Genomic DNA, 26,459 nt, shown 5'->3' on the forward strand with positions numbered 1-26,459 from the left:
TCCCCCGCGCACACGGGTCCGCGCGCCCCTCGAACGCTCTTCCGGCGCACGCGTGCGCGATGCCCCGCCCGACTCAGACGAAACCGGGGCCTTCGGGCCCGGTATCGCCGAACAAGGTCCCTAATCGCGCACGGAAATCGAATCCGGGCGATCGGCATGACCAATGCGATTCGCTGGTCTTTCGTATTCGCACTGCGTATCCGGCGGATCGGCGCATTCGGTCGGAAAGATCACGGAGTGGCCGGATTAGGAACGGCGAATCGCCAGAAAAGCCGCGCGAATCACGTGTCGCCCTTTATGCTCATCGGTGGTGCGAGGAACGGAATCACCCGTGTCTTCGCTTCCGCCCGTCCGCGCGTGCGAAGGAGCGCCGTGATCGACCTGGATCAGCAGATGCGGGAGGTTCTCCGCCTCGACGGAGTGCGCAGCGTCTGTCTCGTCCACTGGCACGAGGAACGCGCCGTCGCCTGGCACGGCGCGGACGACAGGGCGCTGGCGGCGCAGACGGCGGCGGTCGTGCGGGCTGTCGCGGACGGGCCCCTCGAGCAGGGCCGCACTGTCGAGGAGGTGGTTCTCACCGAGCGCGGAGACCATCTGATCTACACCGTGCTCGCCCGCCCCGGCCTGTGCCTCCAGGTCCGGATGGGCCGCGACCAGGGCAGTCTCGGCCTGGTCCTGCACCGGTTGCGCCGGGTCGCCGAGGAGGCCCGCCCGCAGCTTCCCGACGTCCGCAGGCGGCGGGGCACCCCGGCGCCGGCCGCACCCACCACCGTCGAGCGCCCTGTGCTCCTCCGCGTCCTCAACGCCCTGCGCGAGTTGTCCACCGGCAGCGACCGGACGGCCGAGGTGGTCGCTTGACCGGTGGAACGCGGCCGCGCGGCCGTGGCGGAAGGCTGCGCCGCTGGATCGCCGAGCGGCCCGCGCTGCTCCGGCTCAACCACAGAAGAGAGAAGGATATGGCGAATATCGATTCCGGGCTCAAGGAAATGATGGAGATCGAAGGCGCGATCGGCGCTGCTGTCGTCGACTACAGCAGCGGGATGGCGCTGGGCACGCTCTCCTCGACCAAGTCCCTCGACCTCAATGTGGCCGCCGCGGGAAACACCGAGGTCGTCCGCGCGAAAATCCGGACCACCGAGCAGCTCGGGCTCAACGAGTCGATCGAGGACATCCTGATCACACTTTCCGCGCAATACCACATCATTCGCCCCCTCACCAGCAGAAAGGGGCAGGGGCTGTTCCTCTACCTGGCGATGGACCGCACCCGGGGCAACCTCGCGCTCGCCCGCCACCGGCTGAAGTCGATCGAGGAGGAGCTGGACGTGTGATCCCCGCGGCCGGTGACGATTCTGCCCGTCGCAGAACGCGCAGGCTGGGCCTTCCGGCGCCATGGCCGGTGCGGTCCGGTCGGCGTAGTGTCGGGGTGTCAGGAGTGCGCTTCGGGGAGGGAACCATGGGCGAACGGCCGGCAGAGGGCGACGAGCCGCTGATGCGCGACCTCATCGGGGGCGTGCTCCGCCGAGCCCGCTTGGAGCAGGGGCGTACGCTGCAGGACGTCGCCGAGGACGCGCAGGTGTCCCTGCAGTACCTCTCCGAGATCGAGCGCGGCCGCAAGGAGCCCTCCTCCGAGGTGCTGGCCGCCGTCTACCGCGCGCTCGGGTTGCAGCTGGTCGACCTGGTCGGCGGGCTGCACACCGAGCTCGCGCCCGCCCCCGCGCCGATCGGCCGCGGGCTGGTCGGTGCCCCTCGAACGGACGGCGGCGTCCAGGCGGTGCTGCTCGCCGCCTGAACGCCTCCCCCGGCCCGGCGGAGAGCACCGGGGCGGTCCGCGCCCGGCCGGGGCGCCGCCCGCAGGTCGCGGACGGCGCCGCCGGTGTCAGGCCGCGCCCACGGCGGCCCTCCTCGCCGGCCGGTCCGAGATCACGTCGTCGACCAGTCCGTAGTCCTTGGCCTCCCACGCCGTGAAGATCTTGTCGCGGTCGGTGTCAGCGCGCAGCCGCTCGACGCTGTGGCCGGTGTGCGCCGACAGGATCTCCTCGATCTCGCTGCGCACCCGCAGCACCTCGGCGGCCTGGATCTCCAGGTCGGCGGCCTCGCCCTGGCCTTCGGTGGAGGGCTGGTGCAGCAGCACCCGCGAGTGTCCCAGCGCCATCCGCTTGCCGGGCGTGCCCGCCGCGAGCAGCACCGCCGCGCCCGAGGCCGCCTGGCCCATGCACACCGTCGCCACATCGGAGCGGACGAACCGCATGGTGTCGTAGATGGCCGTCACGGCGGACGTGGAGCCGCCGGGGGAGTTGATGTAGAGGCTGATGTCGCGCTCCTCGTTCTCGTGGTCGAGGTGGAGAAGCTGGGCCATCGTCACGTTGGCCACGCCGTCGTCGATCGCCGTGCCCAGGAAGATGATCCGCTCCGAGAGCAGCCGGCTGAAGACGTCGTAGGACCGCTCGCCCGAGGGCGTGCGCTCGACCACCACCGGAACCGTGTACTGGCTCATTTCCGCCCCTCCTCGGAGTCCGACCCGTCGGCGCCGCCGTTCTGTGCGCCGTCCCCGTGCTTCTTCTCCTGCTCCTGCTCCTGCCGCTCCTGCCGCCGCTCGGCCCGCGCCGAGGCCGCGGCATGGGCGATCCCCGGAGCGTTGTCGGCGCCGAAGCCGAACCGGCGCGCGGTGTCCCCGCCCAGTTCGGCCACGCTGTTGACGACCTGGTCGACGAACCCGTACTCACGGGCCTGCTCGGCGGTGAACCAGGCGTCGCGGCGCTGGTCCTCGACGATGCGCTCCAGCGGCTGGCCGGTGTGCCGAGCAGTCAGCTCCTGCAGGGACTTCTTGGTGTGGGCGAGGTTCTCCGCCTGGATCGCGATGTCGGCCGCCGTGCCCCCCACGCCGCCCGAGGGCTGGTGCATCATGATGCGCGCGTTGGGCAGGCTGTAGCGCTTGCCTGCGGCGCCCGTGCACAGCAGGAACTGGCCCATGCTTCCCGCGAAGCCCATGACCAGGGTGGCCACGTCGTTGGGGATGAACTGCATGGTGTCGTAGACCGCCATGCCGGCGTGCACCGAGCCGCCGGGGCTGTTGATGATCAGCGTGATGTCCCGCTTGGGGTCCTCCTCCGCGAGCAGCAGCAGCTCCGTGCAGACGCGGTTGGCGACGACTTCGTCGACCTGGGTGCCGAGCACCACCATCCGGCCGTGCAGCAGCCGGTTGGCGATCTGGTCGTCGAACGTCGCGGCGGCGCCGTCGGCGGCAAGCCGCGGCAGCGCCGATGGGTGAGTTGAAAGCACTTCTCCTCCTCGATCGGTTCCAAGGCCGGAGCCCGACGGGTGGCCACCACATCGTCCGGACGTCACCAGCCTGCGGCCGGTGATGGTGCGGAATCGACCCTTTCTGCCCTGCGGCGATCTGCCGCAAGCAGAGCGCTGACTTGGAGGCATGGGGCGGGGGGTTGGGGTGCGCGCGGCCATCGGATCGGGTGAGCGCTGGTCGGCCACCCGACGAGGGCAGCAACGGCTGCCGACGGCCAAGCGCGCGGCCATCGGATCGGGTGCCCGCCGGTTGCGCACCCGACGACGGCAGCAAGGGCGGTGGGTGGTGGGGCGCGCGGCCATCGGTTCCAGTGAGCGCTGGTCAGGCGTCCGACGAGGGCAGCAACGGCGGCGAATGGCCGGGCCCGCGACCACCGGTCCGGGAGCCCGCCGGTTGCGCACCCGACGACGCAGCGAGGGCGGTGGGTGGTGGGGCGCGCGGCCATCGGATCGGGTCAGCGCTGGTCAGGCGTCCGACGAGGGCAGCAACGGCGGCGAATGGCCGGGGTGGCGGGGAGGAAGGGAGCGGTTTCCTGTGATGGTGGGGCCGCGGGCGCAGGATCGGGTATTGCGGGCAGGCGTGGGGCGGGGACGGTGACGAGACCCGCCTGATGCAGCCGGCGGCGCCGCAAAGTGCCGTGTCACACCGCCATGCGAGGCGATTCCTCCCTCCGTGTCCGGATTCTACCCGGGTTCGGGGGCCCTCGGGCGGCGCCGGTGACGACGAGACCCCCCGAATACACCTCTCAAGGGGCTCCGGCCGCGGTTTTCGGCGGTCTCGTGGCCACGGCGGTGGTCACACCGCCCGGAGAAACGGGCAAACCAAGACAAAGTAACCCCGTGTTTTCCGTACTGCGAAAACTAAATGGGGTGGCGGCGCCGTCGCGCTGATTCAAGCGGGACTCGTGCTCCCGCAGCGGTTCCGCCAAGGACGAAATGCCCGAAACGCCCCCCGGCAGGGCGGGTCAACCGGCGAGCACCCGAACCGATGGGCGCGGGCTCGGCCACCCGCTGTCCTTGCTGCCCTCGTTGCACGCCGCACCAGCGAGCACCCGAACCGATGACCGCCGACTCAACCACCCACCGCCGTTGCTGCCCTCGTTGGGTGCCCGGCTGGCGGGCGCCCGGACCGATGATCACGGGCCCGGCTGTCCGCCGCCCTTGCTGCCCACGTTGCACGCCGCACCGGCGGGCACCCAATCCGATGACCGCGGGCCCAACCACCCACCGCCGTCGCCGCCCTCGCCGCCCACGTCGGGCGGGCAACCGACACGCACCCGAACCGACTTCCGCAGGGCCGCCCTCCGGGCTCAGGTTGGGCGCGGCCGACTACAGCTCTCGCCTAGCCTGCCGGTTTCGCTGCTACGAAAATCGCGGTGCCCGGGAAGAGGCGGCCGCGCAGAGGGCTCCAGCCTCCCCAGATCTGCTGGTTGGACTCGGGCCACTCCGGCTCCACGAGGTCGCGCAGCACCAGGCCGGCGGACACGATGCCGCGGATCCAGTCGCCCATCGTGTGGTGGTGCTCGACGTAGACTGCCCGGCCGGCGGTGTCCTCCTCGACGTAGGCGCGGCGGTCGAAGTACGACTGCTCGGCGAGCAGACCGCGCTCGCCCGGGTCGTCGGGGAAGCACCAGCGCATGGGGTGGCTCACCGAGAACACCAGCCGCCCGCCCGGCCGCAGCACGCGGGCCGCATCGGTCAGCGCCGCACCGGCGTCGGGCACGAACGGCAGCCCACCGAAGGCGGAGCACACAAGGTCGAAGGCGCCCGCTGCAAACGGCAGGTTCTGGACGTCGGTCTGGGCGGTGGGTACCCCGACCCCGGTCTCCTCGTCGATGCGGCGGGCGTGCTGGAGCTGGCGGCGGGAGACGTCGACGCCCACCACGCGCTCGACCCCTTGGGTGCGCAACCACCGCGCGCACTGCCCGGCGCCGCAGCCCAGCTCCAGCACCCGGGCGCCGCGCAGCTCATCCACCGGCCCGAGCAGGCGGGCGTCGGCCTCGTCGACACCTTCGGGTCCCCACACGAAGCCGGTGTCGCGCAGGAACGCGCCGTGCTCGGCCTGGTACTCGTCGGCCGCGTGCTCCCACCACAGGCGGCTGGCCCGCGCGCTCTCGCCCCGGTCGGCCGTGCGCCGTGTCACGCGGTGGACACCGGGCGCTCCCCCGTCGTCGCTCATACGCCGATCCTGCCAGTGCCGCCGCGCACGCGTCAGCGGCGGTCCCGGGCCGCACGACCTCTGGCCGGTCGCCCTCGCGGCATCCCCCGGGGTAGCGCATCCCGCCGCCGGTCTCCCTCGCCGCGTCCCCCGGGGTAGCGCATCCCGCCGCCGGTCTCCCGCGCCAGACTCCCGCCACCCGACTACCGCTGCGGCATCCCGGACCGCACCGACGGCCACCGGCCAGGCCACCGGTGACCGATCAACGGTCATCCATCACCCGTCGCGCATCGCCTCTCGCCCGCCACCCGTCACCGTCCGTCCGGGAACCGCGCCCGGTCCCACAGCGCCTGCATGAGTGGACCGAGCGCCCGGCCGCGCCGCGCTCGCTAAGCACACAGCGCACACGGGGCGGCCGGCCGGCGCGGCGGACCGGTCGACCATGCCCGCCTCCGTGAGCTGAGCGAGCCGGTCGCTGCGCTCCCTCGACGACAGGCCGTCGGGCCGCTGGCCGCGCCCTCGCGGGGCCGCGCCCTCGCCGTCCGCCACTCAGGCCGCGCGGCCGAGGACCGGCCTGCTTCGAGCGGAGAACCCCTGGCTCCGGTTCGCGGGTTCGGCTCCGGGACTGGACGTACAGGTACGCCCGGTTCGGCCCGGCCCGTCGAACCGGCCGACCGGCTCAGTCAGCACCCGCGCGCAGTCCTGCCCGCGATGGGCCGGTCGGCCACGGCGCGGGGTCGGCGCACCGGAGCGGACCCGCGGCGGGCGCTACGTGCGGGCGTCGGCGTGCGGGGACCGCCGGTCCGGGCGGGCCTGTTCCCGCGCATCCGGCGCGGTCCTCGCCGCGGCCTCGGCCGCGGCTCCGGCCTCGCGGCTGCCCGCCCCCTGAGGCCGGCCCGGGGCGCCGTCGTCCGCTCCTCCGCCGTCCGATCCACCGCCGGACCCGCCATCGTCCGAGCCGCCGACCGATCCCCCCTCGTCTGGCGTGCCACCGCCCGGCCCGCCACCTCCGGCGCCGTCTCCACTCGGAGCCTCGGCCCCCGTGCCCGATCCGGGGTCTTCCGGACCCTCGCCGCCGCTGCGGGCCTCGGCCACCTCCCGGCGCATGAGGAAGACCCATCCGCCGATGGCGATCACGGTGAAGATCCACCACTGCACGGCGTAGGAGAGGTTCATCCCCGTGTTCAGCTCGGGCGGCGACACCGGCTCGGGCCGGTCGGAGGCTGCGGGGCGCTGCTCGGTCAGCTCGGCGTAGCCGCCGTAGACGGGATAGGGCAGGTCGCCGGCGATCCGGTCCACGTCGATGAGCATGATCTGCCCTTCCGGCAGACCGTCCCGCACACGGATGCCGGTGCTCTCCTCGGACTCGCCGGACCGCAGCCGACCGGTGACCGTCACCCGCCCTCCGGGGGGCGCGGGCACGTCCGGCCGGGTCGTGGCCGTGGGCGGCTGCTCGATCCAGCCGCGGTTGACCAGCAGGGCGGTGCCGTCGCCGGTGACCAGCGGTGTCAGCACGTGCAGGCCCACACCCCCGGATCCGTCGCGATTGCGCACCAGCAGCTCGTGCTCGGCGTCGTAGCGCCCGGTGGCGGTGACCCGGCGCCACTGCTCGGCGGCCGAAACCTCCTCACTCGGCGAGGCGAGCCGGTCCACCGGCACGGGTGCGGCCGCCATGTTCGCCTCTTGCAGGGCCACCGCGGCGGACTTGTCCTCCCAGCGGTGCAGCTGCCAGAACCCGAGCCAGATGAAGCTGGGCACGATCAGCGCCACCAGCGCGTGGAACGCCAGCATGCGCGGCGACAGCAGGATGCGGAGCACGCATTCGAGGCTATAGGAGCCGTGGCGACCTCGGTCATCGGGTCACCGTCGCCCACCTGCGCGTATCCGCCGCACGACCCCGCCACCAGGCGCACACCGCCCCACACCACCGCGCGAACCCGCCGCCGGGCGGACGCGGGACGGTCCCGCGCCCGCGCACCGCGGCGCCCGCGCCTGCCCCGCACGCCCGCCCCCGCCCCGACGCGCGAAGGCGCTGCGCGGGGGGTTCGCCGACCTCCCGCGCAGCGCCTCGGCTGCTCGCTGTGCCTCCCCGCTCACGGCGGGGCGGCGGCCGCGTGCGGCCGCTCGGGCCGGATACGCCCGCGACCGCCCGCCGCTACTCTTCGGTGCCCGCGCCCTCGTCGCCGGCGCCGGCCGCGGCGGCGGCCTTGCGGCGGCGGCTGAAGGCCATGGCGGCGCCACCGCCGCCGATGGCGGCCACGGCGGCGGCGACGAGGCCGCCCAGAGCCGGGCCGGTCAGCGGCAGGCCGCCGGAAGCGCCGGTCTCGCCGTCCTCGGGAGCGGGCTTCGCGTCGGGCGTGCTGTCCTTGCTCGGCTCCTCCGCGGGCTTCTCGGGCGAGGGAGACTCGTCGCCGTCGTCACCGGGCTTGTCGCCGCCGTCGTCACCGTCGCCCGGCTTGTCGCCGCCGTCGTCGCCCGGCTTGTCGGGCTTGTCGCCGTCGTCACCGGGCTTGTCACCGCCGTCGTCGTGGCTGATCTTCTCCAGGCAGTCGCCCTCGGCGACCCCCAGCACCGCGACGGCGTTGCCGCAGATGTCCACCGCCGCGTCGACGGGGATGTTCACCTGGTTGCCGGAGCCCACGCCGCCCGAGCCGTCGGTCTGCGGGGACTCCCCGCCCTCGTTGTCGGAGGACTTCTCGATGGCGTTCACCACGGTGGTGCACTCGGCCTTGGAGGCGCCCAGCACGGCGATCGAGTTGCCGCAGACGTCCAGCGCGATGTCCACAGGGATGTTGATCTGGTTGCCCGAGGCCACACCGCCCGAGCCGTCGGTCTGGGGGGACTCCCCGTCCTCCGACTCCTCGGCCAGCTTCTTGACCACGGTGGTGCACTCGGCCTTGGAGAGTCCGCCGACGGCGGCGGAGTTGCCGCAGATGTCGACGGCCGCGTCGACCGGCATGTTGATCTGGTTGCCCGAGGCAACGCCGCCGGAGCCGTCGGTCTGCGGCGACGACTGCCCTTCGTCGCTGGCCGCGTAGAGGATCTCGGAGACGCGGGTGCAGTCGGCCTGCGAGATGCCCAGGACGGACAGGGCGTTGCCGCACAGCTCGGCCTTGACGTCGGCGGGAACGTTGACCTGGTTGCCGGAGGCGACCCCGCCCGAGCCGTCGGTCTCAGGTCCGGCGAACGCGGTCGCCGGGGCCGCACCGACCAGGCCGACGGCCAGCAGGGTGGCGGACACAGATGTGTAGAGATGCTTGCGCATGTTCAGGCATGACCTTTCGCAGACGCGAACACGGAAGGTGTTCGTTCGGGGGCGAGGCGTCACCTAAGGCGGGGTAGTGATCCGCCGACCCGAAGGGGGACAACAGGGTGCCGCCGCCACCGGAAGGGAGCGGGCCGCACGGGGATTGCGTACGCCCGTGCGCCGATGGCAGCCGGACAGCGCCGCCCCGATGAGTTCCGGGGCCGGATTCGTCGCGCCGTCGATGGACAACGCTAACAGCTTCCCTCCGCCTGCCAGGCGTTTTTCCTGGAAAAAGGGCCAAACCAGAAAGCACTTCGCACACGCACAACTACACACCGAAGTAACTCCAGTTCAGACGACCGAATATCGCGTGAACTGCGGCCCATAAACATCAGCCGATGAGCCGGAAATCCGACGCGTCCCAGCGACGACTCCCAAGAAAAACCCCGATTCCCGGCAACTCGGATATCAGCGTCACACCGCCGCCCGGACGGACGATCGCCCCATCGACCGGATGCCATCGACGAAAACGGTAATTCCGTCCATATCGCGTATCCGACCGGCGCAGGAAAACGACGAAAGGCCGCGAACCACCCATGGCGAACCGACGCTCTCGCCCGTCCTCCGGCCCGAGCCCCCTGCGCTCCAGCCTCTCCGCCCCCGCCCCTTTTCCCCAGGACGTCCGAGCGCCCGGCCCCGGCCCGGAACACACGGGCGCCGCACGCCCAGCCGCCCAGCCGCCCAGCCCGCACCGCCCGAACAGCCGCATCGCCCGAACAGCACAAAGCCCCGGGACGGACCCGGCGGCACCCTGCGGGTACCGCGCGGACCGCCCCGGGGCGGGGGTGCCGCGGGTCCCGGTTCCCACCGGGGCCCGCGGCCGTGGGCGCTACGGCCCGAGCCGGACGGTGCTCAGGCCTGCACGCCCAGGCCCTTGGCCACGCCGGCGCCGAGGTCGGGGTGGACGTTGGTCCAGTACTCGACCACGCGCTTCTTCATGTCGTCGGTGACCTCGGGGGCCGAGGCGTGGCCGACGATGTTGCCCACCATGTTGGCGCGCTCGGTCTCGGTGAGGACCTTCTCCCAGAGCGTGCGCGCCTGGCCGAAGTCGTCGTCCTCCTTGTGCAGCTCATAGCCCGAGCGCACCATGTCTCCGGAGACGTGGTAGCCCTCGCCCTCGTAGAGCTCGTTGGCCGAGACCGCCCCGCCCGCGGTGTTGGGCGCGTAGACCGGGTCGGCGTTGTTGCTGTAGGTCATCGGCCCGTCGAAGTTGTAGCTGCGGGTCGCGACCTTGGGCTGGTTGACCGGCAGCTGCAGGTAGTTGGGGCCGATGCGGTAGCGGTGGGTGTCCGGGTAGGAGAACAGCCGACCCTGGAGCATCTTGTCCGGGCTGCCGCCGATTCCGGGCACCAGGTTGGACGGCTCGAACGCGGCCTGCTCGATCTCGGCGAAGTAGTTCGAGGGGTTGCGGTTCAGCGTGAACTTCCCGATGGTGATCTCGGGGTAGTCGCCGTGCGGCCACACCTTGGTGAGGTCGAACGGGTTGAACCGGTAGTTCGCCGCGTCGTCGAAGGGCATGATCTGGACCTTGACGGTCCAGGACGGGAAGTCGCCCTTTCGGATGGACTCCCACAGGTCGCGGCGGTGCGCGTCCGGGTCGGCGGCCTCAAGCTCCTTCGCCTTGTCGGCAGTGAGGTTCTCGACGCCCTGGTCGGTCTTGAAGTGGTACTTGACCCAGAACTTCTCGCCCTTGGCGTTGTACCAGAGGAACGTGTGGCTGCCGAAGCCGTGCATGTGGCGCCAGGTCTTGGGCGTGCCGCGGTCGGTCATCAGGAACGACACCTGGTGGGCCGACTCGGGGTTGAGCGTCCAGAAGTCCCACTGCATGTTGTTGTCGCGCAGCTGGTTGTCGGCGCGGCGCTTCTGCGAGTGGATGAAGTCGGAGAACTTCGAGGGGTCGCGGATGAAGAAGATCGGCGTGTTGTTGCCGACGATGTCGTAGTTGCCGTGCTCGGTGTAGAACTTCAGCGCGAAGCCGCGCGGGTCGCGGGCGCTGTCAGCGCTGCCCAGCTCGCCGGCCACGGTGGAGAAGCGCAGCAGCAGCGGTGTCTTCTTCCCCTTCTGGAACAGGTCGGCCGAGGTGTACTGGCTGACGTCCTCGGTGATCTCCATCTCGCCGAAGGCGCCGCCGCCCTTGGCGTGCACGACGCGCTCGGGCACGCGCTCGCGGTTGAAGTGGGCCATCTTCTGGATCAGGAAGTGGTCCTGGAGCAGCAGCGGCCCGTTGGGGCCGACCGACTGCGACAAACCATCGCTGGGAGCCGGGTGACCGGCATCGTCCGTGCTGTAGGGAACGCTCAACTGCTCGCACCTTTCGAAAATGCTTGAAGAGGCCTCGAAATACGGCTGGGCCGGGCCCGCCGCGCCCTCTGCGGCGCAGGTCCCGGCTCGGGCGGTCAGCCGCCGGACTGGGTCCGCGCGGGCTCCCCGCCCCCGGATCCCGCCGCCTGTGCCTGGCATTGCGGACACACGCCCCAGAACACCACCTCGGCTTCGTCGACCGCGTAGCCGTGCGTGTTCGACGGCTCCACGCAGGGAGCCTCGCCCACCACGCAGTCGATGTCGGCGACCTCGCCGCAGGAGCGGCAGACCAGATGGTGGTGGTTGTCCCCGACCCGCGACTCGAACCGCGCGGGCGAGCCCGCGGGCTCGATCCGGCGGAGTAGGCCGGCCTTGGTCAGCGCATGCAGCGCGTCGTAGACCGCCTGGGTCGAGACGTGGCCGAGCGAGCCCCGCACGCCGCGCGCGATGCGCTCAGCGTCGAGGTGGTTGCCGGACCGGACCTGATCCATGATGGCCACCCGTGCCGCGGTGACCCTGAGTCCGGCCGAACGGAGATCGTCGGCGACGTTGTCCATGCGACCACCCTAGGCCACAAACTGGAATGATTCAAGAAAATGACAGACTCCAGACAACCGAGACAGCCGTCTGTGACCTGGTGTTCCCCGACACGCCGACTACAGAGCTTCACACCGGAGAAGGATCAGGGAACTCTGCGTAACAACCGTTTCCCGGAGACGGATACAGCGGCGTGACCCCCGCCACGTATCCTCCACGTATCCTCGCTGTGGCTCCCTTCTCCGGACAGCGGGAATCAGCCATGCGGTCGCGCCCGCTCCGTGACGGCACCCCCGCCCCCCGCATACGCTGCCGCCCCCAACTTGGAGCTCCGAATGCCCCACGACTCCTCGACCCCTACCCCGGCGGTCCTCGCCTCGGTTCGCGCCGGCGCCGCCGTGGCCGTGCTCGCGCTGCTGGCCGCCTGCTCGTCGGGCTCGGCCGAGCCCGACGACTCCGGGCAGCCGAGCGGTGACGGCGCGCCGTCCTCGCCGGAGGCCTCGCCCTCGCAGAAGCCCGAGAAGAGCGCGCCGATCACCGTGGCCATCGGCGGCGACGTGCACTTCGAGGGCGAGCTCCGCCAGCGCCTGGACTCCGACCCCGCCACCGCCCTCGGCGGGATCTCCGAGACCCTCTCGGCGGCCGACCTGGCCGTGGTGAACCTGGAGACCGCGGTCACCGACGGCGGCACGCCCGCGCCCGGCAAGCAGTTCGTCTTCCGCGCGCCGCAGACCACCTTCACGGCGCTGGAGTCCGCCGGAGTCGACGTCGCCTCGGTCGCCAACAACCACGGAATGGACTACGGCGCCACCGGGCTCCAGGACACCCTGGCCGGCGCTGAGGACGCCGGGTTCCCCCTCGTGGGCGCCGGCCAGAACGAGGAGGAGGCCTACGCGCCGCACGTCTTCGACACCGAAGGCGGCAAGGTGGCGGTCATCGGCGCCGCCGACGTCCTCGACAACCACCTCATCTCCGCCTGGACCGCGGGACCGGACAAGCCCGGCCTCGCCTCGGCCAAGAACGAGATGCGGAGCCGCCTGGTCGAGGCGGTCTCGGCTGCCGCCGAGGAGGCCGACACCGTCATCACCTATCTGCACTGGGGCCTGGAAGGCGACCACTGCCCCAAGGCGCACGCCCCCGGACTGGCCCAGGAGCTCGCCGACGCCGGCGCCGACGCCGTGGTCGGCGGTCACGCCCACGTGCTCTCCCCCGGCGGCTACCTGGGCGACACCTACGTCCACTACGGCCTGGGCAACTTCGCCTTCTACAACTACAGCGGACCCACCGCCGAGACCGGGGTGCTCAACCTCACTTTCCAGGACGGCGAGGTCGTCGGCGACGAATGGAAGCCCGGGCAGATCCAGGGCGGCGTCCCGGTGCTGTACGAAGGCGCCGCCGCCGAGGACGCGCACGCCACCTGGGAGTCGTTCCGCTCCCAGTGCGGCGTGGGACTCACCCCGGCCCCCGAAGGCCAGGAGGGCGAGGAGGAGCAGGCCGAGGCCGGATAGCGCCCGGCAGCGCCGCCGCCCCGGTGCCCACCGCGTACACGCGCCGCGGTCGGGCACCGGCGCGGCGCCGCGCCTAGAGGGTGTGGCTGTGCCCGGCCAGCACCGTGTCGATCTCCTCGATCAGCACCCGCTTGGCCGGCTCCTCCAGGAACGAGGCCGCCACCCCGTTGCGGGCCAGCGCGGTGAGGCCCTCGGCGCCCAGTCCCAGCTGCGCGGCGGTGCGGTACTCGTTGGTCAGGTCGGTCCCGAACATCGGGGGGTCGTCGCTGTTCAGGGTGACCGCCAGCCCGGCCTCCAGCATGCGCGGCAGCGGGTGGTCCCAGATCTCGGCGACGGCTCCGGTCCGCAGGTTGGAGGTGGGGGCGACGTCCAGCGGAACGCCCTCCTCGCGCAGCCGTTCGACGAGCGCGGGATCGCGCATGCTGGTGATCCCGTGGCCGATCCGCTCGGCGCGCAGCAGGTCGAGGGCTTCGTGCACCCGCTCGGGTCCCCCGATCTCGCCGGCGTGCGGCAGGCTGTGCAGTCCGGCCGCCCGGGCCCGGGCGAACAGCCCTGTCATCGGCCCCAGGGGGACCTCGACGCCGCCCACGCCGAACCCGACGACGCTCTCGGGCCCCTCGGCCAGGACGGCGTCCAGCGTCTGCTCGCCCTTGTCCACCCCGTAGTCGCCGGGGAAGTCCGGGATCCAGCGGAGCCGGATGCCGTGCCGACGCTCGGCCTCGGTACGCGCCGCCTCGATCCCGGCGAAGACGGTGCGCGCGGGCACGCCGCGCATCAGGTGGGCGTAGAGGCTGACGTGCACCTCGGCATAGCGGACGTTCTGCGACGCGAGCCGGGCGGCGACGTCGGCCGCCAGCAGCGCGAAGTCCTCCTCGTCGACCAGGGTCTGCACCGAAGCCAGATAGACCTCGATGAAGTGCGGGAAGTCCCGGAAGACGTACCAGTCGCGGACCTCCTCCAGGGAGCCGGGGACGTCGGCGACACCGTGCTTTCGGGCAAGCTCGAGCAGCGAGGCCGGCTGCATCGACCCTTCCAGGTGCACGTGCAGTTCGACTTTGGGGAGTTCTTGGATGAACGCCTCGAAGTCGGAGGCGAGTGTGGGGAGCTCCATTCCGGAGACGCTACTCAGCCGCGGGCCCGTCTCCAAGTCGAGGCCGCCGTTTCAGACGACGATCCGTCACATGCGACCGCGCCCCCGCGGCTGGCCGTATCCGGCCATACAGACGATCACGGCCCCGATGTCGGCGTTCCATGGGAACCGCGCCCCCACAGGGCCGAGTCAGAAGGTGCGTGATGACCACTTCCACTCGCGGCGCCTCCTGCCCGCACACGCCATCGCCGAACGGCCGCGCCGACGACGGCGAGGCGGCCGCCGGAGCCCAGCGCGGATCCCTCGACTCTGTGGCCACCTCGCTGTCCCGCGCCCCGCTGCGCAGGCTCCCGGCCCAGCAGCGCAGCATGGTCCGGGTGCAGCGGATGCTCGACGCCTGCGCCGAACTGCTCGACGAGGGCGGCTACAGCGACCTGTCGACGACCCGCATCGCCGAGCGCGCGGGGGTGGCGATCGGCTCGGTCTATCAGTTCTTCCCGGACAAGCGGGCCATTACCCAGGCGCTGGGGCTGCGCTACCTCGACCTGTTCACCGCCCGGGTACGCGAACGCCTCGCTACGGGCGACCACGGTCACTGGACCGGGGCGGCGGATGCGATCATCGACGAGTACCTGGAGATGCACCGCACCGTTCCCGGGTTCCGCAGCCTGCACTTCGGCGACGTGGTCGACACTCGGCTGCTGGACTCCGCGATCGAGAACAATCGCGTCATCGCCACCCGCATCCGGCACCTGCTCACCTCGGTGGGCGGCGCCGGAGAAAGCGAAGGCCTGGACCGGGCGGTGACCGTGGCCGTGGAGGCGGCCGATGCGGTCCTCAAGCTGGCGTTCCGCAGTGACGCCGACGGCGACCCGCGCCTCATCGAGGAGGCCAAGATCCTGCTGCGGAACTACCTCGGCCATCACTTCGGCTGAACTAGGCTGCGACATGCATGCTCAGCACGAATGAGGCCGGTCCAGATCGCCACGACGGCTTTCGGCATCCGAATACGGGAGGAGCCTTCAGTGCGAGCCGACAGCACCCCCACCCAGCCGACCACCGGCACAGCGGCCGGAATCCCCTTCGTCGCGGTGCCGCCCGCGGTCGCCGCCGACCACGCCCCCATGGTCATCGCGCTGCATGCGTTCGAGCCGCCGCGCAGTGAGGCCGCCCTGGCGGGCACCCTGCCGCTGGCCTCCCTGCCCGCCTGGCGCTTCTACCTCGGACTGCCGATGTTCGGCGCGCGCCTGCCCGAGGGCGGTGTCGCCGAGGTCAACCGGCGCGGACAGGCCGACTACCTGATCGAGCTGTACGGCCCCGTCGTCGAGCAGGCCGCCGCCGAAATCCCCCGCGCGGTCGGCGACCTCCGGGAGCGCTTCCCCGTCGCCGACTCCTCCGTCGGGCTGATGGGTGTGGGAGCGGGCGGCGCCGCGGCCCTGCTGGCGCTGGCGGAGAGCCGGCTGCCCATCGCCGCCGCCGGAGCCGTCAACCCGATCATCGAGCCCCGGGCCGTGCTCTCGGCACGCGAACGGCGGCTGGGCATCCCCTACACCTGGAACGACACCTCCCGCGAGGTCGCCGCCTGGCTGGACTTCTCGGCCCGCGCCGGCGACATCGCCGCCCGCCGGCCCCAGCCGCCGCTGCTGATCGTCAGCGGCCAGCAGGACGACGTCATCGCGCCCGAGCGCACCCGCGCCCTGCACGACGCGCTGGCCGCGCACTACCCCGACCAGGCCCTGCGGCACATCGAGGTCCCCGACCTCGCGCACACCATGGGACCCGAGCCGGGCCTGCAGCCGGGGCCGCCGGCGCCGGGCAACGTGCTCGCCGACCGCGCTCTGGTCGAGTGGTTCCACACCCACCTCCCGGTCGCCTCGCCGACCGGGGAGACCGTCCGGCTGAGCTGAGCAGGGCGGCGCACGGCAGGCAGGGCGCGCGTGCCGGCGGAGCCCACGCCCGGCCCGGCGGAGGCGGTCACATGCTCTCGGCCAGCTTGCGCGCGGTGATCAGCACCGGGTCCCACACCGGCGAGAACGGCGGCGCGTAGCCCAGGTCCATCGCCGCCACGTCCTCCACCGACATGCTGTTCCACAGCGCGGCGGCCAGCACGTCGATGCGCTTGCCGGCGTTCTCCCACCCCACGATCTGCGCGCCCAGCAGCCGCCGCGAGCGGCGCTCGGCCAGGAGCTTCAGCGTCATGGTCGCCGCTCCGGGGTAGTAGCCGGCCCGCGTCGTGGACTCCAGCGCGGCGGTCTCGAACTCGAACCCCGCTCGCTCGGCCTCGCGCTCGTTCAGCCCGGTTCTGGCCACCTCCAGTCCGCACACCTTGCTGATCGCCGTGCCCAGCACGCCGCCGAAGCGCGCGTAGCCGCCGCCGATGTTGGTTCCGGCCACGCGCCCCTGCTTGTTGGCGTGAGTGCCCAGCGCGATGGACACGGACTCCTGCGAGACGCGGTGCAGGCTCTGCACGCAGTCGCCGGCGGCCCACACCCCCTCGGCGGAGGTGCGCATCCGGGCGTCGACGGCGACGCCGCCGGTGGGGCCGATCTCGATCCCGGCGGCGCGCGCCAGGTCGCTGCCGGGCCGCACGCCCAGTCCGAGTACGACGATGTCGGTCCGATAGCTCGCGCGCTCGGTGACCACCGCTCGGGCGCGCCCGTCGGAGGCCGTCTCGATCCCTGTGACCGGCTCGTCCAAGTGCACTTCCACGCCCATCTTGACCAGGGCGTCGCGCACCAGGCGCCCCATGTCGGGGTCCAGCGTGGTCATGGGCTCCGGCGCCGCCTCGACGAGGTGCACCCGCATGCCGCGCTGCACGAACGCCTCGGCCATCTCCAGCCCGATGTAGCCGCCGCCGACCACCACGGCGGTACCCGGCCGCTCGGTGTCGACGACGTCGCGCACGGCGATGCCGTCGGAGAGCGTCTGCACGCCGAAGACGCCGGGCGCGTCCATCCCCGGCAGGTCGGGCCGCACCGGGACGGCGCCGGTGGCCACCATCAGCTGGTCGAACGGCTCCTCGCGCGCCTTCTCGCCGGCGCCGCGGACCCTGACCGTGCGGCGGTCGAGGTCGATCTCCTCGGCCTCGGTCGACGTGCGCACGTCGATCCCGTGGTCGCGGCGGAAAGTCGCGGGGTCACGCGAGATCAGCTCCTCGGGACTCGGTACTGTCTTGCCGACCAGATAGGGGATTCCGCATGCCGAGTACGATGTGTGGGGTCCGCGCTCCAGGGCGAGGATCTCCAGATCCTCCACGCCTCGCAGCCTCCGTGCCTGCGAGGCGGCGCTCATTCCCGCCGCGTCGCCGCCGATGACGATGAGCCGTGGCCGTGCGTTCACTCGCCGCTCCATGCAGTCTCCTCTTTCGGATGCTCCGGCGTCAGTCGGCCGCCGTTGCATGGGATCATCCCCGTGGCGGCCGGGAGACTCCCTGGTTTCAACGTGACGATCCATTGTTGCTAGGAGGGCGACTTACGTGACGGAACCGGCACCGGTGTTTGCCAGCGGCGTCGATCACGAACGGCTCACGTCCCAGCTGCGGTTCATCCTGGAGACCGACAAGCTGAAGCGCATCCTTCGGCGCAACATGCTGGTGGACGGCTCGCGCCGCGAGAACGACGCCGAGCACTCCTGGCACCTCGCGCTGGCCGCCCGCGTGTTCGCCGAGTACGCACCGGAGGGCACCGACATCGACCGCGTCGTGGAGATGCTGGTGCTGCACGACATCGTCGAGATCGACGCCGGTGACACGTTCATCTACGACACACACCAGGCCGGCTCCCAGCCCGAGCGGGAGCGCGCCGCGGCCGACCGCATCTTCGCGCTGCTGCCCGACGACCAGGCGCAGCGCACACGCGCGCTGTGGGAGGAGTTCGAGGAGCGCACGACCCCCGAGGCACGCTTCGCCAAGGCGATCGACCGGCTGGCGCCGATGCTGGCCAACTGGCACACCGAGGGCGGCACGTGGGTCCGCCACGGGGTGACCCGCTCGCAGGTCGCCGAGAAGGTGAAGGTCATCGCCGAAGGCTCGGAGGCGTTGGGCGCCTACGCGGTGGCGCTGATCGAGGACGCCGAGCGCCGCGGGTACCTGGCTTCCGGCTGAGGGGGCGCAGAAGGGCGGTGCGCCGCCCGTGCGCCCGCCCGGCGGTCGGGAGACCCGCGTGCGTCCGCCGCCGGGCGCCTCAGAACTGCTCGAGGACGAGCTGGGCGGCCGCTGTCAGTCCGACGGCCACGACCAGCCCGCGCAGCGCGAAGGGCTTGAGCTTGCGGCCCAGGCGCGCGCCGGCGTAGCCGCCGATGATCGACCCGGCCGCGATCAGCGCCGCCGCCGGCCACGAGGGCGAGCCGAAGGTGATGTAGAAGACCGCCGCCGTCGCGTTGACCGTGGCGGCGAGCGCGTTCTTCAGCGCGTTGACGCGCTGCATGTCGTCGTCCAGGGCGGTGCCCAGGATGCTGATCAGCACGATCCCCTGCGCGGCGGCGAAGTAGCCGCCGTAGGTGCCGGCGGCGTAGACGCCCAGCGGCAGCAGCGGGCCGCGCCTCGAACCGGCGTGCCTGCGCTTGCGCAGCCATGCGGCGATGCGCGGCTGGACGACGATGAGAACGCAGGCGAGGCCGATGAGCACGGGAACCACGCGCTCGAAGACCTCGGAGGGCAGGTTCAGCAGCAGCACTCCGCCGGTCACTGCACCCAGGCAGGACATCGCGGCCAGCCGCACGACGCGGCGGCCCTGGCCGCGCAGCTCGCGCCGGTAGCCGAACGTTCCGGTGAGCGCGCCCGGCGCCAGGCCGATGCTGTTGGAGATCGACGCGGTCACCGGCGGGTAGCCGAAGGCGAGCAGAACGGGGAAGGTGAACAGGGTCCCGGAACCCACGACCGCGTTGACCCCGCCGGCGCCGATTCCCGCCAGCAGAATGGCAAGCGCCTCCCACGGACTCAATTGACACCTTTCACGACGAGTGCGCGAGCAGCGGCGGGAGCACACTGTCGGCGGACCGGCTCCACACGCCGCGTGGACGGCCGGACGAGGCCGCTGACCTGGCCGGACTCGACGTCCACTGCATACAGTCTACGTGGCACGCGCCCGTCGGGGCGCCGGTTCGGAACGCGCCCTCCGTCACATCGGACATCCGCCGCAAACCACACCATGCGCCGCCTGCGACCTCGTATCATCCCGCTCAGTATCGGACTTGCGACCGAACGTATTGCAAGTTTTCGCCCACTTGGCTATGGCCCACTCGGGCTATATCAGAAATGGGCCCAATGGGGCCTGTCGGTCGTCTCCGCCGGTCCGTAGTTTCAACCACAGCGGTGAGGTAGGACATAGCGAGCCGAACCCCGGCCCGCCGCGAAGAGCCGACCCCCTGTTTGGACCCGCGAGCGGGACTCGTTCCCGGCCGTGTCCGCCCCCACCGAATCCCGCGCCGGCGACCGCGCCCGCCGGCGCATCCGACACACATGTGATCTTGGGAGTGGGGCAACATGTGGACTGCAGAAATGACGACCCGCGCACTGTGCCGCGAGGTCGACCCCGACGCGCTCTTCGTCCAGGGCGCAGCGCAGAACCGCGCCAAACTGATCTGCCGCGGCTGCCCGGTGCGCACCGAGTGCCTGGCCGAGGCCCTGGACGGCCGCATCGAGTTCGGGGTATGGGGAGGGATGACCGAACGCGAGCGCCGGGCCCTGCTGCGGCGGCGGCCCGACGTCACCTCGTGGTGGGATCTGCTGACGGCCGCACGGGCACGCTACGAGCGGGAGAACTCGGAGACGGCAGGGGAAGGCTGGCTCCAGGACTCCGCGTTCGCCGACCGTGCCCCGGCCGGGGCCGAGCGGTGAGCCCGGCCCCGCGCGGCGGGGAAGGGCGGGCGGCTCGGCCGCAGGGCTGAATCCGTCCCGCCGCACCCCGCGGCGCGCTCGCCGCCCACCGCGGCGGCCGTCCGCGCCTTCGCGGCGCATCCGCGAAGGCGCGGACCCGCAACCGGCACCGGCCGGTCCGCGAAGCTTCCCACCGAAGCCGTGAAGGAGCGGCGGGGCCCCGGGGCCGCTCGGAAGGCGGCCCCGGGCCCGGTCGCCTCCCGGGCCCGCCCACAGCGCACCTGAGCGGCGCCACGGGGCGCCTCAGGTCTGCAGGCGCCGCTTGGACACCGTCCCGTTGGCGTCCGGTTCGGCGGCAGGGGACTCGGAGGGGGAACCGCCCGCGTCGCGGACGCGCTCGAACATGCCGCCGATGCCCTCCAGCGCCTTGCCCATCTCGCTGGGCACGATCCACACCTTGTTGGCGTCGCCGCGCGCGATCTCCGGGAGCTTCTGCAGGTACTGGTAGGCCAGGACCTCCCGGCTCACGTCGCCGGCCTTCAGCGCCCTGGCGACCATGGTGATCGCGTCCGCCTCACCGCGGGCGCGCACGGTCATCGCCTCGGCCTCGGCCTTCGCGCGGACCTTCTCGGCGTCGGCGGCGCCCTGGGCGCTGAGCACCGCGGCCGACTGCTCGCCTTCGGCGCGCAGGATCGCCGACTGCTTCTGGCCTTCGGCGCTGAGGACCTCCGCGCGCTTGTCTCGGTCGGCGCGCATCTGCTTCTCCATCGCCTCTTGGACGGACTCCGGGGGCTCGATGGCCTTCAGCTCGACCCGGCTGACCTCGATGCCCCACTCGGCCGTGGCCTCGTCCAGTACCGCGCGCAGCTCGCGGTTGATCTGGTCGCGCGAGGTGAGGGTCTGCTCCAGGTCCATCCCGCCGACGACGTTGCGCAGTGTCGCCGAGGCCAGCTGCTCGACCGCCTGGATGAAGCTGGCGACCTTGTAGGTGGCGTTGTAGGGGTCGGTGACCCGGACGTAGACCGCGGTGTCGACGTTGACCGACAGGTTGTCCTGGGTGATGGCGGCCTGCGGCGGGAAGCTGACCACCTGGACGCGCAGGTCGATGCGCTCGCGGACGTGGTCGACGAACGGGACCACGATGTTGAATCCGGAGCTGAGGGTGCGGTGGTAGCCGCCGAACCGCTCCACGACGTCGGCCATGGCCTGCGGGACGATACGGACGCTTCGCCAGCCGATCACGGCCAGGATGGCGACGAAGATCAGCAGGATGATGACGATGGTTCCCATCGGGGCGGCTCCGGCTCTCCTGTCAGGGGGGACACAGGCGGTCACTGCGCGGCCGCCGTGGCACCCGGCCGGCGGCGGCCTGTGCGCGGGCGGCACGGCCACCGGCACACGCGGCGATCATAAGGCGGATGTACCCGCCCGTCCCCGGAAGAGCCCGTTGACCATGCACCAAACCGGCACCACCTGGCCGCATGCGGACAGCGCTCCCATTTGCGGCCATCCGGATCCGACGATTAGCCCCGTCCCGTTCGGCTAACGCGGCGGACGCCGCCCCAGCGGTGCGGCTCAGACCGCGCGGGCGCTCCACCGCTCGCCGTCGCGCTCCACCTTCAGGGAAAGCCCGAACGTCTCGCTCAGGTTCTCTCCCGTCATGGCGTACTCCACCGGACCGGAGGCCGTCACCCTTCCGTCGCGCATCATCAGCACGTGGGTGAACCCCGCCGGGATCTCCTCGACGTGGTGCGACACGATCACCAGCGCCGGGGAGTCGATGTCGCCGGCCAGCGCGGCCAGCCGGCCGAGCAGGTCCTCGCGACCGCCCAGGTCGAGGCCCGCGGCGGGCTCGTCGAGTAGCAGCAGCTCGGGGTCGGCCATGAGCGAGCGGGCGATCAGCACCCGCTTGCGCTCGCCCTCGGACAGGGTGCCGTAGCGCCTGTCGGCCAGGCGGCCCGCACCCCAGCGCGCCAGCAGCGCCCGCCCGCGGCCGTAGTCGACGGTGCCGTACTCCTCGCCGAAGCGGCCCAGGTAGCCGTAGGCGGCGCTGACGACGAGGTCGAGGGACGTCATCGAGTCGGGGACGCGGTTGGCCACCGCGGAGCCGGCGAAGCCCACGAGGCTGCGCAGCTCGGTCGCTCCGGCTTCGGCCAGCGGCTCGCCGAGGATCTCGGCTGTACCGGCGCCGGGCGCCAGCTGCGCGGCCGCCACGCTCAGCAGCGAGGTCTTGCCCGCGCCGTTGGGACCGAGCACCACCCAGCGTTCGTCCTCCTCGACGGTCCACTCCACGTCGCGAAGCAGTTCCGCATCGCCGCGGCGCACCGTCACGCCGCGCATGCGCAGCACCTGGCCGTTCATCGCACTCTCTCCGTCGTCATACAGGGGATCGGGGATTCGAGCCGCCCGCCGCTGTACGGCCGCGGGGACCCAGACCGCACGGCCCGTCGGCGCATGCGGGGCCTCAGCGGCGGCGGGCCCCACCGATGCGAACCTACTGGACGCGGCTCACGCTGCGCTCACCGATCCAGGGCATCTAGGCTGAACCCGATGCTGCGAGAACTCTCATCCGCACAGCTCGTCGCGTGGGGCAACGCCTGGCTCGCGGGCCGGGCCGGGCTGGACGACGCCGTCGGCGCGGTCGAAAGGGACACCGGGCCGCACGTCGTCGGCCGGGTGGCCGACGGCCTGCCCTTCGAGCAGGGCGCGGCGCTGCGCTCCGCGCTGGCTCGCCTGCGCCCCCGCGGGCTGAGCGCCTTCCGGCTCTGCCTGCCCGTCCCCGGCGACCCGCTGGGCCTGGTCGGCGGCAACGAGCTGAACATGGCGGCCGTCGACGCGCGCGAGGCGGTGCTGCTGCGGCTGGAGGAGACGCGCATCGGCCTGGTTCCCAGCGAGGACCGGCGCGGGTCCTCCTACGTTGGGGTGTCCTGGACCCCCTACCCGGCGGCAGCGGCCGACCCCGAGCCCGTCCCGCTGGCCGACGCCGAGCACGGGCTGCAGTCGGCCATCCGCGAGTCCGCGGCGCTGTTCGGCCGGGTCGACGACATCTCCTCCTGGGGCCCGGAGGTCACCCGCGCACTGGCCGACCTGCGCGACGCCGACCGCGCGCCCACCCCCGGCCTGGCACCCGGCCATCCGCAGCGCGCGCACCGGCTCGCGGCTCAGGCCGACCGGCTGGCCGTCGTGGTGCGCCTGGCGAGCGACGACGAAGGGCGCGGCCTCAGCGCCGGGCAGATGCAGTCCAGACGCGAGGCGCTGCGCATGCTCGACAGCGCGGTGCGCCGGGCCCGGGTCGCCGCCTACGGCGCCGCCGCCGAGTGAACCGCGTGCGGCCGAGCAGGGGCAGGGCCGCGTCCCCACGACCCCGGGGCCGCCGCCCGGGACATCAGGGGAAAGCCAGGGACGTCACCGGATTCGCGCCGCGGGGCCCGGCGCCGATACTCGGACCATGAACGAGACGGCATCCCCACCATCGGCGGGCACGGAGCACCTGCGGGCCTCAGACGCCGACCGCGACCGCGTAGCCGAGCTTCTCGCCACGGCGTTGAGCGAGGGCCGGCTCAGCCACGACGAGCACAGCGAGCGCATGGACACCGCCTACTCCGCGCGGACCCTGGGCGAGCTCGCCCCGCTCACCTCGGATTTGCCGGAGGGCGCCGTCGCGGCGGACGCACCCGGTGACCTGTCGCGCTCGTCCGACGGCACCGAGAACATCCGCACCGTCCTCGCCCATGCCGAGCGGAAGGGCCGCTGGCTGGTCGAGCCGCGAACCAACGTCACCGTGCTGCTGGGCAGCGCCGTGCTGGACATGCGCTCCGCTGTGCTCTCCGCGGGAGAGGTCAACGTCCAGGTGGCCCTCGCGCTCGGCAGCCTGGAGGTCCTCGTGCCCCCGGGGGTGCGCGTGGTCAACCGGGCGTCGGAGGTCATGAGCGCCGCAAGCGTGCGCACCGAGCAGGCGGCCGACCCCGGTGCGCCTACCGTGGTGATCACCGGGAAATCCTGGCTCTCGTCCATGAAGGCCAAGACCAAGGAGCCCAAGCCCGCCAAGCGCAAACGCCGGCACGGCTGCCGCTGATCCGGGCGGACGGCCGCACGGCGGGCCACGCGAAGACGACGAGGGAAGACAGCAGAGGGACGGCCATCCGCCATGGAACCCGAACACATCCGCGCCTCCGACGCCGACCGCGACCACGTGTCCCAGCGGCTGCGCGAGGCGGTCGCCGAAGGGCGGCTGACACAGGCCGAGCACGAGGAGCGGATCGACGCCCTGTATCGGGCCAAGACCGTCGGCGACCTCACCGAGATCACCCGTGACCTCCCCCTGCCCAGCGAGGCCGATCTCAGCGGCGACCGGGACTCCCCGATGTCCGCCGCGACCGAGGAGGCCCGGCGCATGGCGACCGAGAGCACCGGCCGCGAGAACATCGTCGCCGTGTTCGGGGGCGCCGAGCGCAAGGGGCGCTGGCTGGTCGAGCCGCGCACCAACATCTCCGTGCTCTGCGGCGGAGTCGAGCTGGACCTGCGCGAGGCCGTGCTGTCGCAGCGCGAGGTCACCATCCAGTGCGCCGTCATCCTGGGCGGCCTGCAGATCACCGTGCCCCACGGGGTGCGTGTGGTGAACAACACAGCAGGCATCCTCGGCGGGACGAGCATGCACGGCACCGACGCGGTCACCGATCCGAATCATCCCGTTATCCGGCTTACGGGTACCTGCATGCTCGGCGGCATCGAGGTCAAGGCGAAGCGGCCCAAGCGCAAGCGGAAGAAGGACCGGTGACATCCGGTGACCTGCAGGTCTACCGGATAGTGAGCGTCAGGTGAACGTACGGGCGCTGGGCGCGGCCCTGCCCGCCCGCCCGAAAAGTCGGGCGAGTACCGTGGTGCACGCCATGAATGATCACACCACGCTCCTGGTAACGGTGACCGGCCGCGACCGCCCAGGCGTCAGCGCGCGGTTGCTCAGCACCCTGTCCGTGTTCCCTGTGATCCTCGTCGACCTCGAACAGGTCGTCGTGGGAGGACGTCTCGTCCTCAGCGCACTCGTGACCGTCGACGAAAGCGTCGCCCCCGGCGTCAGACACGACCGGGTCTTCACCGAGATCCGCAGCGCCGTCGACAAGACCTGCATCGACCTCGACATGGACGTCGAGTTCTCGAACGGAAACGGGCGCGTCACCGCCGCGTCCGCCGAGCAGCTGCACGTCACCGTCCTGGCCGACCCGCTGCGCCCCGGCGCCCTCGGTGCGATCGCGTCGTGCGTCGCCCGCGCCGGAGCCAACATCGAGCGCATCGAGCGTCTCGCCAGCTACCCCGTCACCTCCATCGAGCTGGACATCTCGGGTGCCGACCCCGAGCGGCTGCGCGGCGACCTGTCGATGGAGGCCGCGACCCAGTCGATCGACGTGGCGCTCCAGCCCAGCGGCCTGCACCGCCGGGGCAAGCACCTGATCGTGATGGACGTCGACTCCACACTGATCCAGGGCGAGGTGATCGAGCTTCTTGCCGAGCACGCCGGCTGTGCCGAAGAGGTCGCCCGCGTGACCGAGGAGGCCATGCGCGGCGAGCTCGACTTCGAGGACTCGCTGCGCCGCCGCGTCGCCCTGCTCAAGGGCCTGGACGCCTCCGCGGTGGACGAGGTGCGCGAGAAGCTGGTACTCGCACCGGGCGCCCGCACTCTGGTTCGCACACTCAAGCGGCTGGGTTACGAGTGCGCGATCGTCAGCGGCGGCTTCGCGCAGGTCACCGATGCGCTGGTGGAGCGGCTCGGGATCGACTACTCCATGGCCAACACGCTGGAGATCGTCGACGGCAAGCTCACCGGGCAGCTGGTGGGCCCCATCGTCGACCGGAAGGGCAAGGCCGAGGCGCTGCGCCGCTTCGCGGGCGAGGCGGGCGTGCCGCTGAACCAGACGGTAGCCATCGGCGACGGAGCCAACGACCTGGACATGCTGCAGGCGGCCGGGCTGGGCGTGGCGTTCAACGCCAAGCCGGTGGTGCGCGAGCAGGCCGACACCTCGGTCAGCGTCCCCTATCTGGACACCATCGTCTATCTCCTCGGCGTCTCCCGCGAGGAGGTCGAGGCCGCCGACCGCGGCGCAGACCCGGAGGAGGTCGCGGCCGACTGAGGCCGCACGCCGACTCAGATCGGCCCACCGCTCCGGTCGGCCGTCCGCAGAACACCGCGCGCGCCGGTTCGGACCCACGTCCGAGCCGGCGCGCGTGTTTCCTGGTTCTGCATCGCGATGCACGAGTCATGAACTCATACAGCGTTCGCATGTAACCGGACCGGCGCGGTTCGAGAGTGCCGAGTGCCGGTTGTTTTCGGGCATAAAAAAAGGCGGGGGCGCAACCCGAACAAACGGGCCACACCCCCACCAACAAAAAATGCGGCAGCAACCTACTCTCCCACCCCCACCATGAAGGCAGTACCATCGGCGCAAAGA

General features: G+C 71.9%; 24 protein-coding genes. 12 read left to right on the forward strand and 12 right to left on the reverse strand.

Annotation, left to right across the window (positions count from 1 at the left end):
• The first annotated feature begins 372 nt into the window (after positions 1-372).
• The 3 genes from ABD284_RS23175 (at position 373) to ABD284_RS23185 (ending at position 1,789) form a co-directional block, all read left to right on the forward strand.
• Positions 373-858: a hypothetical protein gene (locus ABD284_RS23175; RefSeq protein WP_344147596.1), complete on the forward strand. Its 486-nt coding sequence runs from the start codon at positions 373-375 to the stop codon at positions 856-858.
• Positions 859-956: 98 nt separating this feature from the next.
• The gene (locus ABD284_RS23180) at positions 957-1,328 is read left to right on the forward strand and encodes a hypothetical protein (RefSeq protein WP_344147662.1); all 372 of its coding nucleotides are present in this window, start codon (positions 957-959) and stop codon (positions 1,326-1,328) included.
• Positions 1,329-1,453: 125 nt separating this feature from the next.
• Positions 1,454-1,789, forward strand: coding sequence for a helix-turn-helix domain-containing protein (locus ABD284_RS23185; RefSeq protein ID WP_344147599.1), 336 nt, complete (start codon positions 1,454-1,456; stop codon positions 1,787-1,789).
• 87 nt (positions 1,790-1,876) lie between these two features.
• Here the strand turns inward: ABD284_RS23185 and ABD284_RS23190 are convergent, their stop codons facing one another.
• The 7 genes from ABD284_RS23190 to ABD284_RS23220 all read right to left on the reverse strand — a co-directional run bounded on the left by ABD284_RS23190 (position 1,877) and on the right by ABD284_RS23220 (position 11,623).
• Entirely contained in the window at positions 1,877-2,494 is a 618-nt protein-coding gene (locus ABD284_RS23190) for an ATP-dependent Clp protease proteolytic subunit (RefSeq protein WP_344147602.1), read from the reverse strand.
• Positions 2,491-3,279 carry a ClpP family protease gene (locus tag ABD284_RS23195; RefSeq protein WP_386699706.1) on the reverse strand — a complete coding sequence of 263 codons (789 nt, stop codon included), beginning with the start codon at positions 3,277-3,279 and terminating at the stop codon, positions 2,491-2,493. The genes ABD284_RS23190 and ABD284_RS23195 overlap by 4 nt, the downstream gene beginning before the upstream one ends.
• A gap of 1,363 nt (positions 3,280-4,642) precedes the next feature.
• Positions 4,643-5,479, reverse strand: a complete 837-nt coding sequence (locus ABD284_RS23200; protein ID WP_344147605.1) for a class I SAM-dependent methyltransferase — start codon at positions 5,477-5,479, stop codon at positions 4,643-4,645.
• A gap of 747 nt (positions 5,480-6,226) precedes the next feature.
• Positions 6,227-7,276 (reverse strand): SURF1 family cytochrome oxidase biogenesis protein, encoded by a 1,050-nt coding sequence (locus tag ABD284_RS23205; RefSeq protein WP_344147608.1) that lies wholly within the window; start codon positions 7,274-7,276, stop codon positions 6,227-6,229.
• A 337-nt stretch (positions 7,277-7,613) separates the two neighbouring features.
• Entirely contained in the window at positions 7,614-8,723 is a 1,110-nt protein-coding gene (locus ABD284_RS23210; RefSeq protein ID WP_344147611.1) for a chaplin family protein, read from the reverse strand.
• 894 nt (positions 8,724-9,617) lie between these two features.
• Positions 9,618-11,066: a catalase gene (locus ABD284_RS23215; protein ID WP_344147614.1), complete on the reverse strand. Its 1,449-nt coding sequence runs from the start codon at positions 11,064-11,066 to the stop codon at positions 9,618-9,620.
• 95 nt (positions 11,067-11,161) lie between these two features.
• Positions 11,162-11,623, reverse strand: a complete 462-nt coding sequence (locus ABD284_RS23220) for a Fur family transcriptional regulator (RefSeq protein ID WP_344147617.1) — start codon at positions 11,621-11,623, stop codon at positions 11,162-11,164.
• Positions 11,624-11,938: 315 nt separating this feature from the next.
• Here ABD284_RS23220 and ABD284_RS23225 point away from each other — a divergent pair, with 315 nt between their 5' ends.
• Positions 11,939-13,111: a CapA family protein gene (locus ABD284_RS23225; protein WP_344147620.1), complete on the forward strand. Its 1,173-nt coding sequence runs from the start codon at positions 11,939-11,941 to the stop codon at positions 13,109-13,111.
• A gap of 73 nt (positions 13,112-13,184) precedes the next feature.
• Here the strand turns inward: ABD284_RS23225 and add are convergent, their stop codons facing one another.
• Positions 13,185-14,222 (reverse strand): adenosine deaminase, encoded by a 1,038-nt coding sequence (gene add, locus ABD284_RS23230; protein ID WP_344147623.1) that lies wholly within the window; start codon positions 14,220-14,222, stop codon positions 13,185-13,187.
• 347 nt (positions 14,223-14,569) lie between these two features.
• On the opposite strand from add, the gene ABD284_RS23235 reads away from it, so the two are divergent.
• Both ABD284_RS23235 and ABD284_RS23240 read left to right on the forward strand, forming a co-directional pair.
• The gene (locus ABD284_RS23235; protein WP_344147668.1) at positions 14,570-15,136 is read left to right on the forward strand and encodes a TetR/AcrR family transcriptional regulator; all 567 of its coding nucleotides are present in this window, start codon (positions 14,570-14,572) and stop codon (positions 15,134-15,136) included.
• A gap of 90 nt (positions 15,137-15,226) precedes the next feature.
• Positions 15,227-16,108: a prolyl oligopeptidase family serine peptidase gene (locus ABD284_RS23240; protein ID WP_344147626.1), complete on the forward strand. Its 882-nt coding sequence runs from the start codon at positions 15,227-15,229 to the stop codon at positions 16,106-16,108.
• A gap of 67 nt (positions 16,109-16,175) precedes the next feature.
• On the opposite strand, the gene ABD284_RS23245 is transcribed toward ABD284_RS23240, so the two are convergent.
• Positions 16,176-17,540, reverse strand: coding sequence for an FAD-dependent oxidoreductase (locus ABD284_RS23245; protein ID WP_344147629.1), 1,365 nt, complete (start codon positions 17,538-17,540; stop codon positions 16,176-16,178).
• 136 nt (positions 17,541-17,676) lie between these two features.
• Between ABD284_RS23245 and ABD284_RS23250 the strand changes: the two genes are divergently transcribed.
• Positions 17,677-18,303, forward strand: a complete 627-nt coding sequence (locus ABD284_RS23250) for an HD domain-containing protein (protein ID WP_344147632.1) — start codon at positions 17,677-17,679, stop codon at positions 18,301-18,303.
• Between the two features lie 79 nt (positions 18,304-18,382).
• Here the strand turns inward: ABD284_RS23250 and ABD284_RS23255 are convergent, their stop codons facing one another.
• Positions 18,383-19,141, reverse strand: a complete 759-nt coding sequence (locus ABD284_RS23255) for a sulfite exporter TauE/SafE family protein (protein ID WP_344147635.1) — start codon at positions 19,139-19,141, stop codon at positions 18,383-18,385.
• Positions 19,142-19,683: 542 nt separating this feature from the next.
• Between ABD284_RS23255 and ABD284_RS23260 the strand changes: the two genes are divergently transcribed.
• The gene (locus ABD284_RS23260) at positions 19,684-20,037 is read left to right on the forward strand and encodes a WhiB family transcriptional regulator (protein ID WP_344147638.1); all 354 of its coding nucleotides are present in this window, start codon (positions 19,684-19,686) and stop codon (positions 20,035-20,037) included.
• Between the two features lie 282 nt (positions 20,038-20,319).
• Here the strand turns inward: ABD284_RS23260 and ABD284_RS23265 are convergent, their stop codons facing one another.
• Together ABD284_RS23265 and ABD284_RS23270 are read right to left on the reverse strand one after the other, a co-directional pair.
• A complete protein-coding gene (locus ABD284_RS23265; protein WP_344147641.1) occupies positions 20,320-21,306 on the reverse strand; it encodes an SPFH domain-containing protein in 987 nt (328 codons plus the stop codon).
• A 285-nt stretch (positions 21,307-21,591) separates the two neighbouring features.
• A complete protein-coding gene (locus tag ABD284_RS23270; protein WP_344147644.1) occupies positions 21,592-22,377 on the reverse strand; it encodes an ABC transporter ATP-binding protein in 786 nt (261 codons plus the stop codon).
• Between the two features lie 189 nt (positions 22,378-22,566).
• Here ABD284_RS23270 and ABD284_RS23275 point away from each other — a divergent pair, with 189 nt between their 5' ends.
• The 4 genes from ABD284_RS23275 to serB all read left to right on the forward strand — a co-directional run bounded on the left by ABD284_RS23275 (position 22,567) and on the right by serB (position 26,141).
• Positions 22,567-23,337, forward strand: a complete 771-nt coding sequence (locus tag ABD284_RS23275) for a hypothetical protein (RefSeq protein ID WP_344147647.1) — start codon at positions 22,567-22,569, stop codon at positions 23,335-23,337.
• Between the two features lie 127 nt (positions 23,338-23,464).
• Entirely contained in the window at positions 23,465-24,091 is a 627-nt protein-coding gene (locus ABD284_RS23280) for a DUF1707 SHOCT-like domain-containing protein (RefSeq protein WP_344147650.1), read from the forward strand.
• Between the two features lie 72 nt (positions 24,092-24,163).
• The gene (locus ABD284_RS23285; RefSeq protein ID WP_344147653.1) at positions 24,164-24,793 is read left to right on the forward strand and encodes a DUF1707 SHOCT-like domain-containing protein; all 630 of its coding nucleotides are present in this window, start codon (positions 24,164-24,166) and stop codon (positions 24,791-24,793) included.
• Between the two features lie 112 nt (positions 24,794-24,905).
• A complete protein-coding gene (gene serB / locus ABD284_RS23290) occupies positions 24,906-26,141 on the forward strand; it encodes a phosphoserine phosphatase SerB (RefSeq protein ID WP_344147656.1) in 1,236 nt (411 codons plus the stop codon).
• The last annotated feature ends 318 nt before the right edge of the window (positions 26,142-26,459 follow it).

It is taken from the genome of Streptomonospora arabica, from assembly GCF_039531585.1.
GTDB classification, from domain to species: domain Bacteria; phylum Actinomycetota; class Actinomycetes; order Streptosporangiales; family Streptosporangiaceae; genus Streptomonospora; species Streptomonospora halophila.